The sequence below is a fragment of the Shinella sp. HY16 genome, assembly GCF_028534175.1.
In the GTDB taxonomy this organism is placed as follows: Bacteria; Pseudomonadota; Alphaproteobacteria; order Rhizobiales; family Rhizobiaceae; genus Shinella.
The window spans coordinates 215962-227933 of the sequence record NZ_JAHYXL010000001.1 but is presented as its reverse complement, the minus strand read 5'-3'; the positions used below and the strand labels follow the sequence as shown (position 1 = coordinate 227933).

At 63.7% G+C, this 11972-nt stretch carries 13 protein-coding genes; 5 read left to right on the top strand and 8 right to left on the bottom strand.

Features of this window, described 5'->3' with window-relative positions:
* Nucleotides 1-81 precede the first annotated feature (81 nt).
* The 7 genes from K0P03_RS01190 to K0P03_RS01160 all read right to left on the bottom strand — a co-directional run bounded on the left by K0P03_RS01190 (nt 82) and on the right by K0P03_RS01160 (nt 5650).
* Nucleotides 82-342 carry a hypothetical protein gene (locus K0P03_RS01190; RefSeq protein WP_023514984.1) on the bottom strand — a complete coding sequence of 87 codons (261 nt, stop codon included), beginning with the start codon at nt 340-342 and terminating at the stop codon, nt 82-84.
* Between the two features lie 55 nt (nt 343-397).
* A complete protein-coding gene (locus K0P03_RS01185; protein ID WP_272788694.1) occupies nt 398-652 on the bottom strand; it encodes a hypothetical protein in 255 nt (84 codons plus the stop codon).
* 633 nt (nt 653-1285) lie between these two features.
* Nucleotides 1286-2455 (bottom strand): M20 aminoacylase family protein, encoded by a 1170-nt coding sequence (locus tag K0P03_RS01180; protein ID WP_272788693.1) that lies wholly within the window; start codon nt 2453-2455, stop codon nt 1286-1288.
* A gap of 1 nt (nt 2456) precedes the next feature.
* Nucleotides 2457-3275, bottom strand: a complete 819-nt coding sequence (locus tag K0P03_RS01175; protein ID WP_272788692.1) for an ABC transporter permease subunit — start codon at nt 3273-3275, stop codon at nt 2457-2459.
* Nucleotides 3275-4003, bottom strand: coding sequence for an ABC transporter permease (locus tag K0P03_RS01170; RefSeq protein ID WP_023513577.1), 729 nt, complete (start codon nt 4001-4003; stop codon nt 3275-3277). Before K0P03_RS01170 ends, K0P03_RS01175 begins: the two co-directional genes overlap by 1 nt.
* A gap of 62 nt (nt 4004-4065) precedes the next feature.
* Nucleotides 4066-4848: a transporter substrate-binding domain-containing protein gene (locus K0P03_RS01165; protein WP_023513576.1), complete on the bottom strand. Its 783-nt coding sequence runs from the start codon at nt 4846-4848 to the stop codon at nt 4066-4068.
* Between the two features lie 28 nt (nt 4849-4876).
* Nucleotides 4877-5650 (bottom strand): ABC transporter ATP-binding protein, encoded by a 774-nt coding sequence (locus tag K0P03_RS01160; protein ID WP_023513575.1) that lies wholly within the window; start codon nt 5648-5650, stop codon nt 4877-4879.
* Between the two features lie 212 nt (nt 5651-5862).
* On the opposite strand from K0P03_RS01160, the gene K0P03_RS01155 reads away from it, so the two are divergent.
* From K0P03_RS01155 to K0P03_RS01135, 5 genes are all read left to right on the top strand, one after another.
* Nucleotides 5863-6741, top strand: a complete 879-nt coding sequence (locus K0P03_RS01155; RefSeq protein WP_023513574.1) for a dimethylarginine dimethylaminohydrolase family protein — start codon at nt 5863-5865, stop codon at nt 6739-6741.
* A 10-nt stretch (nt 6742-6751) separates the two neighbouring features.
* On the top strand, nt 6752-7390 hold the full coding sequence (locus K0P03_RS01150; protein WP_023513573.1) for a TetR family transcriptional regulator C-terminal domain-containing protein: 639 nt from the start codon (nt 6752-6754) through the stop codon (nt 7388-7390).
* A 31-nt stretch (nt 7391-7421) separates the two neighbouring features.
* Nucleotides 7422-8612 carry a pyridoxal phosphate-dependent aminotransferase gene (locus tag K0P03_RS01145; protein ID WP_023513572.1) on the top strand — a complete coding sequence of 397 codons (1191 nt, stop codon included), beginning with the start codon at nt 7422-7424 and terminating at the stop codon, nt 8610-8612.
* On the top strand, nt 8609-10216 hold the full coding sequence (locus tag K0P03_RS01140) for a 5-guanidino-2-oxopentanoate decarboxylase (protein ID WP_272788691.1): 1608 nt from the start codon (nt 8609-8611) through the stop codon (nt 10214-10216). The genes K0P03_RS01145 and K0P03_RS01140 overlap by 4 nt, the downstream gene beginning before the upstream one ends.
* A gap of 312 nt (nt 10217-10528) precedes the next feature.
* Entirely contained in the window at nt 10529-11311 is a 783-nt protein-coding gene (locus K0P03_RS01135; protein WP_037405859.1) for a hypothetical protein, read from the top strand.
* A 46-nt stretch (nt 11312-11357) separates the two neighbouring features.
* Here K0P03_RS01135 and mscL read toward each other — a convergent pair whose 3' ends face one another.
* On the bottom strand, nt 11358-11798 hold the full coding sequence (mscL, locus tag K0P03_RS01130; protein WP_023517275.1) for a large conductance mechanosensitive channel protein MscL: 441 nt from the start codon (nt 11796-11798) through the stop codon (nt 11358-11360).
* Nucleotides 11799-11972: the final 174 nt, after the last annotated feature.

Below are 11972 nucleotides of genomic sequence, written 5' to 3'. Positions count from 1 at the left end.
CGGCGCTGCCTTTGCCAAAAACGAACAAAGCTCCCGGGGCGGAACCGGGAGCCTTGGCGGCGGTTGGGAGAACTCTCTTCGCTAGTTGGCGACCGCTGTACGGTCGAGGCCAGGATAGTAGTCGCCGTTGGCGGGACCGACCCGGCGGGTTGTGGTTTCCGTCCGGGGATAGACGTAGCCGTTTGCCATGCGGGCCTGGCGCTTGGCTTCGATCATCCGGTCTTGCTTGGCACTGGGCCAGGTGCCTTCGTAGTAGCTGCCGCCGGCAAGGGCGGCCGAGCCGCCGAACAGCGAGGCTGCGAGCAACGAGACGGCGAAGGTTGTGGTGAGAGACTTGCTCATCGTTTCATTCCTTGATCAGTCTTGGGAGGTGGTCTGGTTGTCACACGATCGGCGTTCAGCGGTCGTCCCGGTCAAGGCCCTTGTAGTAGTCGCCCTTGGCCGGGCCGACGGCTACCTCGATCGACGCGGACGCTGCATCGCCGTTGCCGACGCTCTGCGTGGTGACGGGGTCGATGGTCTGGCTCTGCGCCTGGTCGCGCTCGACGCTACGATAATAATCACCGTCACCGCCTGCGAGCGCTGCGGTGCTGCCGTAAACGGATGCGGCGAGGAGGGCGGTTACAAAGGTCGTGCTCAAGGTTTTGGTCATTGTCTTGTTCCTTTCCATATAGGCATCGTGAAACTGCGGGTCGGTTTCACCGTGGCTGCGCAGATCGCCTGCCATCGGCGGCGATGGGGACGATCCGGCGGATTGCCGCAGGGCGCGCCCGGGTGGCGCTCGCCGGGTTCTTTCCTTCAATAGGGTTCGGCATCGTCATGTCCTTCCGTCTTCCAGAAGCAGCTCCGCCGCCTCCGTGAAACAAAGATGGTCCCTCAATTTGCGGGATGGAAGGGTCTTAAATTGGAAACAGCCGTCAACGTTTTTTGAACAATCAAAACGGCAGCGGCGACGCACAACCAAATAGGTAAAAAACGACAAAACCGTCCAATCGGACGGTTTTGCATCGAAAAATTCTTACGGCCTAAACATTTGATTGATATGGAAAATAATCGCGCACCTTCTCCTGGAAGGGCGGAGGCACACGCGAAGGCTGCGGCAGAAAAAGACTGCATTCACAATTGCGGCATGGAAAACCGCTGCACTGATTTCAAGAGTTTCACGAATGTGTGAGGAGCAAAAAACCGCGCCGAAATCACTTCCAGCGCGGCTTGAACTGTGTCGAGATTGTGTCCGACAGCCGGACCTTGCGGCCGCGTCACAAGCCGAATCCGTCGATCGGACCTAGCCGGCGCGTAGATAATGTTCGACCAGTTCCGTCCAGAAGGCCGCGCCGACTGGCAGGAGGTCGTCGTTGAAATTGTAGCCGGGGTGATGCAGTGACTTGTCGTTTTCGCCCCCCTTGCCGCCAAGGAAGAAATAGGTACCCGGTCGTTCCTTCAACATATAGGCAAAGTCTTCGCTGCCCATGAAGGGGCGGGCGAGATCGATGACCTTGTCGGCACCGGCAAAGCGGATGGCGAGGTCGCGCACGAGATCTGTCTCGGCCTTGTGGTTGACCGTCGCATCGTAGAAGCGCTGGTAGTTCACCATGGCGCTCATGCCATAGCTCTCGGCCTGACGTCCGGCGATCAGGTGGATGCGGCGTTCCAGCTCGTCGCGCACATCAGGATCGAAGGAGCGGATGCCCACGACGATCTCGGCCCGGCTCGGGATGATGTTGCTCGCAGAGCCCGCATGGAACGAGCCGACCGTCACGACCGTCGGGTCGAGCGGATGGATGTTGCGCGAGACGATGGTCTGCAACGCCATGACGATCGACGCGCCGCAGACGATCGGGTCGAGCGTCTCCTGCGGCTCCGCGCCGTGGCCGCCGACACCGTTCAGCGTGATGCGCGCCTCATCGACCGCCGCCATGATCGGGCCTTCGCGCAGCGCGAACTGGCCGAAAGGCAGACCCGGCTCGTTGTGCAGGGCAAAGACGGCATCGCAGGGAAACCTGTCGAACAGCCCCTCCTCCACCATGATCTTCGCACCGCCGAAATTCTCCTCCGCCGGCTGGAAGATCAGATGCACGGTGCCATCGAAATTGCGCCGCTCGGCAACCGCCTTGGCCGCCCCGAGCAGCATGGCCGTGTGCCCGTCATGGCCGCAGGCGTGCATTTTCCCCGGCGTCTTGCTGGCATAGGGAAGACCGGTTTCCTCGAAGATCGGCAGCGCATCGATATCGGCGCGGATGCCGATCGACTTGCGGCCGGTGCCGTTCACCAACGTCGCGACGAGGCCGGTTTTCGCAAGACCGCGCGTAACCTTGTAGCCGTAGCCTTCGAGGTGGCGTGCAATGACATCGGAGGTGCGGACCTCTTCCAGGCCCAGTTCCGGATGTTCGTGCAGGTCGCGGCGGATCGCCACCATTTCCGGCATGGAATTCTTGAGGGTCGTATGGATCGTCATGTCAGGCACCACGCGAAGGGATTTTGCTTTCGAAGTAGCGGAACGCCATCACCAGGATGGCGGTGAGGCAGAGATAGATGAGCGCCAGCAGCAAGAGCGGCTCATAGGTGAGATAGGTCGCCTGTCGCACCTTGGAGATGACGGCATAGGCGTCGATCACGGTGATCGTCGCGACGAGCGGCGTCGATTTCAGCTGCAAAACCGTTTCACCGTTCAGCGTCGGCAGCGCGCGGTAGACGGCGCGGGGCAGCCAGATGCGGCGGAACAGGGTGAAGCGGCTCATGCCAAAGGCGCGCGCAGCCTCGAGTTCGCCCGGCGGTACGCCAGCGAAGGCACCGCGCATCACCTCGCCCTCATAGGCAGCGAAGGAGAGGGTCAGCGCAGCGACGCCATAGGGCCAGGACTCGCGCAGATAGGGCCAGAGGAAGGAGTTGCGGATTTCCGGAAACTGCGGAAACAACGAGCCGAGGCCGTAATAGAGCAGCCAGAGCTGCAGCAGCAGCGGCGTGCCGCGGATGATGGTGCAAAAGCCCTTTGCCAGCATTTTCAGCAGCCATGGTCCCGTCACCTGCACAAGGCCGATCGGCACGGCGAGGAGAAAGCCGAGGATCGAGGTCGAGAACAGCATCAGCAACGTGACGCCGACGCCATAGGCGAGCGCCCTGGAATAGTTCGGCACCCATTCCCAGCGCATGAACCAGACGATGCAGAAAACGAAGATTGCGGCGATCGCCATCAACACGATGCGATGGGGCTTGAAGAAGCTCTGCTTGCTCGGCAGCGCAGTGAGCGCCATGGCGGAGACGGTCTCGTCGGCCATCACGCAGCCCTCACCATGCCGCGCCGATAGTGGCGCTCGATAAGGCCGATCAGCACGTTCGAGACCAGCGTGATGATGAGGTACAGCACACCGGCAGCGCAGAAGAAGAGCAGGTAGGACTTGGTGCTTCCCGCCGCCTGGCGCGTCACCAGCGTCAGCTCGGAGAAGCCGACGACGGCGAGCAAGGCGGTGTCCTTGGTGGCGATGAGCCAGAGGTTGGAGAGACCCGGAATGGCATGCGGCAGCATCGCCGGCAGCGTGATGCGGCGCATGATCTGCACCGGCGGCATGCCATAGGCACGCGCCGCCTCGATCTGTCCTGCCGGCACCGCCTTGATCGCGCCGCGGATGACCTCGGTGGAATAGGCACCCTGCACGACACCAATGACGAAAATGCCCGCCGCAAGGCCGCTGATATCCACCTGCCCCCAACCCAGAGCGGCGGAGATCTGGCTCAGCACGTCCGTACCGGCATAATAGAGGATAAGGATCAGCACGAGCTCGGGCACGGCGCGCACGAGCGTCGTGTAGACTTCGAGCAGATCCTTGGTAACCGGCCCGCCATAGAGTTTACCCATGGCGCCGCCCGTGCCGAGGACGAGGCCGAGCCCGTAGCCGCCGATAGCGATCTGGATGGAATTCCAGAGCCCCGCCAACATCACGCCGCCCCAGCCGGGCGGTTCAAGAGCGAGCAGGCTCCAGTTGATCAGCGATCCGGCATCGGCCATGAGACTACGTCCCTTCGAGAAAAACGCCGGCGGCTCGCGCCGCCGGCTCAGCAAGAGGACGATCAGCCGCCGTAGATGTCGAAGTCGAAATACTTCTTGGAGAAGGTGTCGTAGGTGCCGTTCTCGCGGATCGCCTTGATGGCGGCGTTGATCTTGTCCTTCAGCTCCGTCTCGCCCTTGCGCAGGCCGACGCCGACGCCGAGACCGAGAACTTCGGGATCATCCTTGACCATGCCCTTCATATCGCAGCAGGCAGCACCCTGCTCGGACTTGAGGAATTCCAGCATCGCGACGGAATCGGCCTGCACCGCATCGATACGGCCGGCGGCGAGGTCGTTGTTGGCCTCATCCTGCGTCTGGTACTCCTTGATCGTCGCGCCGGCGGGCGCGAAATACTTGTTGGCATAGACCTGGTGGATGGTTGCCACCTGCACGCCGAGCGTCTTGCCGGCAAGGCCCTCCGGCGTCGGCTCAAACTTGGCATCCTTCGGGCCGATGACACCCGGCAACGAGTTGTAGTACTTGTCGGAGAAGTCGATGGTCTGCTGGCGCTCAGCAGTGACCGACATCGAGCCGATGATCATGTCGATCTTGTTGGTGGTCAGCGCCGGGATGATGCCGTCCCAGGCGACCGGCGTGACGACGCAGTCGAGCTTGGCCTCGGCGCAGATCGCCTTCATGAAGTCCACTTCCCAGCCTTCCCAGTTGCCCGAGGCGTCGGGCGAGGTGAAGGGCGGATAAGGCTCGGCGGCAAAACCGACGCGGACCTGCTGGGCTGCAGCGCCCGAGATGGCGGCAAGCCCGATCGCGGCGGCAAGGGCGATTGTCTTTACGGCACTCTTCATGATCTTCCCTCTGTTGGTTTTTTGCTTCTCAGTGGATGGAGCTGATGAACTTCTTCAGCCGCTCCGATTTAGGCGATCCGAACAACTCGTCCGGCGGGCCCTGTTCCTCGATGACCCCGTTCGCCAGGAAGACGACGTGGCTCGCCACGTTCCGGGCGAACTTCATCTCGTGCGTGACGAGGATCATCGTACGCTTTTCCTTGGCGAGGTCGCCGATGACGGACAGCACCTCACCGACGAGTTCGGGATCGAGCGCGGAGGTGGGCTCGTCGAAGAGCATGACATGGGGCTGGATGGCGAGAGCGCGGGCGATGGCCGCACGCTGCTGCTGGCCGCCGGAAAGGAAGGCGGGATAGGCATCGCGCTTCTCATACAGCCCGACACGGCGCAGCAGCGTCTCGGCGCGGTCGATCGCCTCGTCCTTCCTCACGCCCAGCACATGGACCGGCGCCTCGATGACGTTTTCCAGGATGGTCATGTGCTGCCAGAGATTGAAGCTCTGGAACACCATGCCGAGACGCGAGCGCAGGCGCTGTACCTGCTTGCGATCAGCCGGCATCATGCCGCCGTGGCCGTCGTTCTTCATCGCGATCGTCTCGCCATGGATAGTGACCGAACCGGCGCTCGGCAGCTCCAGCATGTTGATGCAGCGAAGGAAGGTGGACTTGCCCGAACCCGAACCGCCGATGATGGCGATGACGTCGCCCTCATGCGCGGTCAGTGAAACACCCTTGAGAACTTCAAGCGGCCCGAAGCGCTTGTGCAGGTCCCTGACCGCGATTGCCTCGGCGCGTTCCGTCATCGCGGAGCGGTCTCCGGCGCACGGAAAATCGATGCATGACCCATGCCAAATTCCCCTGTTTTTCAGCGTTCCCGCGGGCATCTTCGGCCCGTCGTGTCCTCTTGTGGAAAGCATCGTGGCACTTGTTAAGAAATTATTCAAGCGTATAATAGGCTGATCGCTGACTTTTCTGGCAGCGCCTGTCCACGATGATTTTCTCCCGGGAGTATTGAATGACCGCCTACGGTTCGCAGGAAATGTCGGCCCCCCTGATGCGTGTTCTGATGCGCCGCCCCGGCGCCAGCCTGAAAGGTGCCGATGCCGCCAAGTGGCATTACGGCCCGACCTTCGACGGCGCCCGTGCGGTCCACCAGTACAAGGCCTTCGCAGCGCTTGTGGAGAAATCCGGCACCGAGATCATCTGGCTGGAGGATGAAGGCGACGGGCTCGCCGACGCCATGTTCACCCATGATCCCTCGCTGATGTCGGACCACGGCGCGATCCTCCTGCGCATGGGCAAGCCGCTGCGTGTCGCCGAAACCGCACTGCACGAAAAGGCCTATGCCGAGCGCCAGATCCCGATCCTCGGCCGTATCGAAGGCGAAGGCACCGTGGAAGGCGGCGACTGCATCTGGCTCGATGCGAAGACCCTCGTCATCGGCCGCGGCGTGCGAACCAATCAGGAAGGCATCGACCAGATCACGAAGATCCTCGCCCCCCACGGCGTCACGGTTCTCGCCTACGACCTGCCGCTCTGGCAGGGCGAGGAAGCCTGCCTCCACCTGATGAGCGTGATGAGCCCGCTGGCGGACGACCTTGCCCTCGTCTTCGCCCCGCTGCTACCGGCCGCCTTCTACCAGCTCCTCAAGAAGCGCGGCATCCGCCTCATCGAGGCACCGGCCGACGAATTCCATGCCAGCAACGGCCTGTCGCTCAACGTGCTGCCGACCCGGCCCTACGAGGTCATCATGGTCGAAGGCTTTCCGGCCACCAAGGCGGCGATGGAAGCGGCAGGCTGCACGGTGGAGACCTTCGAGGCCGACGCATTGTGCATTGCCTGCGAAGGCGGCCCGACCTGCCTGACGCGGCCGGTGCTGCGCCGCGCCGCATAACGAGGAAATCATGGCCCGCCGGACCTTCCATCGCGCCCCCGAGGCCGAACGCCGCCACGACCTGATCGAGGCGACGCTCGACTGCATCGCGGAGTATGGCCTTGAAGGCGCGACGGTCCGGCAGATCGCCATCAAGGCGGGCGTGACGGCGGGTCTCATCCGGCATTATTTCCAGTCGAAGGAGCATATCCTTCAGGAGGCCTACCGGATCGTCATCGGCCGGCTCACCGAAAAGGCCGAGCGGGTGACGGGTGATCCGGAAACGCGGCTGCGCGACTTCATCGTCATCAACCTGACAGAGCCGGTCGCCAACAGCCGCAGCCTCTCGCTCTGGGCTTCCTTCATCAGCCGCGTCAGCGTCGATCCGGAACTCGCCGCCATCCACCGCGAGGGCTACCTGAGTTTCCGCAACGCGCTGGAGGGCTTGCTCGGCGATTTCCTTGCGGCGCGCGGTGAGGACGCCTCGCCGGAGCGTTGCCGCAGGCTCGCCATCGCAATCAACGGCCTGCTCGACGGCCTGTGGCTCGAAGGCTGTCTGGCCGGCGAACTCTTCGGGGAAAGCGAACTCGTCGAGATCGCGCTGACCTCGATCGAAACCCTGCTCGGGCTGCGCCTGAGACCGGTCGACGCCAACCGCGCCGATCGATAAACGACACTCAATGGAAATGCGGAGGACGGCCATGCGCTATGCATCCATCACAGATCGGCTTGCCAATCTCGGTTCTGAAAAATGGGCCATCCATGCCGAAGCGCGGCGCATGAAGGCCGAAGGCCAGACGATCATCGAACTGACCATCGGTGAGCCGGACGTGCCGCCGGACCCGACGCTGCTGGCAGAAGCCGTGCGCACCATGCATGCGGGTCGCTACCGCTACTCCAACGGCCGCGGCGAGCCCTCCGTGGTCGACGCGCTGGTGCGCAAGTACCAGAAGCGCCGCAACGACGTGACCGCCGCCAACGTGCTCTGCTTCCCCGGCACGCAGACCGCCCTCTTCGCCGTCATGCTCGGCCTCGTGGAGACCGGCGACGCGGTGCTCGTCGGCGACCCGCTCTATGCGACCTACGAGGGCGTCATCCGCTCGACCGGTGCCGAGCGCATCGCCGTGCCGCTGCGCCCGGAAAACGGCTTCCACATGAAGGCGGCCGACCTCGAGGCCGCCATCACGCCAGCCTGCCGGGTGCTGCTGCTCAACACGCCGCACAACCCGACCGGCGCGGTGCTGAGCGCCGCGGAGATTGCCGAGATCGGCGCTGTCTGCCGCAAGCACGATCTCTGGATCGTCTGCGACGAGGTCTATGAACAGCTCGTCTTCGGCGCGACCTTCGCCTCGCCCTTCGACAATCCGGACCTTGCCGAGCGCACCATCGTCGTCTCCTCCATTTCGAAATCCCATGCCGCGCCAGGCTTCCGCAGCGGCTGGGCGATCGGTCCGGCGGACTTCTGCACCCGGCTGCTCTCGGTCTCCGAAACGATGCTGTTCGGCGGCCAGCCCTTCATCGCCGACATGACGGCCTATGCGCTCGACAACCCGATCGCGACCGCCGCGACGATGCGCCAGAGCTACAAGGCACGTGCCGCCCGCTTCGCCGAAGCCCTGTCTCTGGCGCCCGGCCTCGTGCCGCTGCCGCCGGAAGCCGGCATGTTCATCGTCGTCGACGTCTCCGAAACCGGCATGAGCGGCGAGGATTTCGCCTGGGCGCTCCTGCGCGAGGAACTGGTCGCGGTCATGCCGGGCTCCTCCTTCGGCGACGAGGCGGAAGGCTTCATCCGCCTCAGTCTCACCGTGCCCGATGCCCATATCGACGAGGCCTGCCGGCGCATCACCGCACTCGCCACCCGTTCCACCATGCCGAAGGAGCGCCGCGCATGAGCACGAAAACCGTTGGGGAAGTTCTCGTCGACCTACTGGAGGCAAACGGCGTCGAGGTCGTATTCGGCATTCCGGGCGTGCACACGGTCGAACTCTACCGGGGCCTTGCCGCCTCGAAGATCCGCCATATCACACCGCGTCACGAGCAGGGCGCCGGCTTCATGGCGGATGGGTATGCGCGCGTTTCCGGCAAGCCGGGCGTCGCGCTGGTCATCACCGGTCCGGGCCTCACCAACACCATCACGGCGATGGCGCAGGCGCGGCAGGATTCCGTACCCATGCTGGTCATCTCGGGGGTCAACCGGCGTGATTCGCTCGGCCACGGCCGCGGCCTGCTGCACGAGCTGCCGGATCAGCAGGGCATGATGAAGACGCTCGCCCTCTATTCTCACACGCTGCTCAATCCCGCCGACCTGCCGCTCGTCATGGAGCGCGCCTTTGCCGTCTTGCTTTCCGGCCGCCCCGGCCCGGTGCATATCGAAATTCCGACCGACGTGATGGCAAAACCCATCGAAACCGGCCGTTTTCCCGCCGCCGTTGCCACGCGTCCGCGCGCCGATGCGGAAACCCTGCAGCGCGCCGCCATCCTGTGCACCAATGCCTCCCGTCCCGTCATCCTCGCGGGCGGCGGTGCGATAACGGCGGAAGAGGAAATCCGTTCGCTCGCCGAGCGGATCGGCGCACCCGTCGTCACCACCGTCAATGCCCGCGGCATGCTTGCCGGCCATCCCTTGCGCGTGCCGGCAAGCCCCAGCCTCAAGGCCGTGCGACGTCTGCTTTCCGACGCCGACCTCGTCGTCGCCTTCGGTACCGAATTCGGCCCGACGGACTATGACATCAACGTCGACAACGGCTTCCCACGGCTGAAATCGCTGATCCGCATCGATATCGATGCCGCCCAGCTTGCCCGCACGCCGCAATCGGGGCTGTCGATCTTCTCCAGCGCCAAGACGGCGGCGGCCGGCATGCTCGGTTTCCTCGAAGGCCATAAGGCAATCGGCAACGGTGCGGCACGCGCAGAAACCGCCCGCAAGGGCGCGTGGAACGAGCTGACGGCGAAGATGCAGGCGGAAATCGGCGTCATCGACGCCATCTGGCAGACGCTGCCGAAAGCCATCGTCGTCGGGGATTCCACCCAGGCCGTCTATGCCGGCAACTACTATTGCGACGCACCGCGCCCGCGCAGCTGGTTCAACGCCGCAACCGGTTACGGCGCGCTCGGCTTCGCCCCGCCCGCCGCCATCGGTGCAGCCCTTGCCGAGCCGGATGCGCCGATCATCTGCCTCGTCGGTGATGGCGGGCTGCAATTCTCGCTCTCGGAGATCGGCTCGGCGGCGGATGCCGACGCCCGCGTCGTCTTCCTCGTCTGGAACAATGACGGCTATCAGGAGATCGAGAACTACATGGTCGATGCCGGAATCACACCGGAAGGCGTGAAGCCGTCCGCACCCGACTTCGTCGCCATCGGCACCGCCTATGGCGTGCCCTCCGAGCGCCTCGCCGATGTGCGCGATCTGCCGGCCGCGCTGGAAAAGGCCGGCGGGCGCAAGGGCCCGAGCCTCATCGAAATCCACCAGACGAAGACGGCCGGCGCCACGGCCTGATTCGCAGCGGCACAAGAGCAGCACCGCCGCTGCGCGGACGCCTGCAACGGTTCGGCGGCATGAAAACCTGGAAATATCCAGGTTTTCATGCCGGTGGCAGCGCTCCCGGTTCTCCCGGCTTTGCAAACCGTCGTTTATTTGTCATGGATGACGCCGCCGCCGGTCCCCTTTGTGCCGACGGTCATCGGGAACGGACTCGAGTACAGGTTGGCGGACCAGCAGACATTTCCACGACCGGTCTATGAACGGGGCCCACCCCGCGCGCGACCCCCAGCACCCTCGCTCCTCCAGAGGGCGCTCGACCTGGTGCCGATGCGCGACTTCGCGGCTGCGCATATCGGCTTCACCGGCCGGTTCAACCGCGCCGTCAAGCGTCTCGATCGCGAAGGAGGCCCCGCCATCCTCGCCGCCCAGGGGCACTTTCATTTCGGCGAACGGCTGGTCATCCCCATTGCGACCAGCCACCTGACCACGCGGCTGCGCGACAACATTTCCGATCGCGGGCGGCTACGCTGGATCGGCACGCACTTCCTCGACGGCAGCGACTGGAGCCGCATCGTCGAGCCGCTCGAAAAGTCCTCCTCCCATGTCGAGATCACCGAACTCTTCGAGACGCGGCAGGATTTTCGCGCAGGCGCGCGCTATCAGGCCTATGCCAAGCGCATCAAGGATGGCGCAACGGTCAAACGCAACCGCATTGCCATCGACACGATCGAAAAGCTCGACAATTTCTTCGAATATTACCTGGCGCTCATCGCAGACATCGAGAAGAACGGCATCGTGCCGCATTCCGATCTCGGCCTGCTCGGCCAGACCGGCCGGCGCCATCGCTGGACACGCACGCTCTGGCAGGATCTCGCCGAGCGCGATATCGGCGTGGCGATCGACGCCGAGGGCCGCCTTGTCCGCCACACCAACGGCAAGCACCGCACGGCAGCAGCCGTTGCGCTCGGCATCGAGCGCATTCCCGTCGAAATCCGGCTGGTGCATGCCGGCTGGCTTTTGCGCCAGGGCAAACGGCTCGGCCTTTCACCGGCCGATGCGCTCCTCGCCACGCTCGAACAGGCCCGCGCTACGGGCTGGCCTCCAACGTAAAAGGCCCGGCGAACCGGGCCCTTCGTATCAATCGGCTCAGGATGCTTCAGGCAACCGGACGGCTCTTCAGGAGGTCGCGGATCTCGGTGAGAAGCAGCACGTCTTCCGGCGGCGGTGCGGGCTCGGCGGCACCGGCGGCCTTTTCCTTCTCCAGCGACTCGCGCATGCGGTTCACGCCCTTGATCATCAGGAAGATGATCCAGGCGAGGATGAGGAAGTTGATGAGCACGGTGATGAAATTGCCATAGGCAAAGACCGCGCCCTGCTCGCGGGCGGCGGCAAGCGACGTTGCCGTCACGTTGCTGGACAACGCGATGAAGTAGTTGGAAAAATCGAAACCACCCCCGGTCAATGCACCGACGATCGGCATGACCAGGTCGTTGACGACGGATTCGACGATCTTGTTGAAGGCTGCACCGATGATGACACCCACGGCGAGGTCCATGACATTGCCGCGGGCGATAAACGCCTTGAACTCATTGAGCATGAGGGTCTCCTGTTGCTGCGAAGCAAAGGCAACCTAGTTTAGTTTTTGCTGAGATGGAACTGCGTTCCATCAATATCTAGGGGTTTACACACCGGTCCTTTCCACACTCGACCTTCGGCGCAATTTCCTTCCTCTCCGCTTTGGCCTATTCTCGCGTGAAAGGCCGAAGGACTG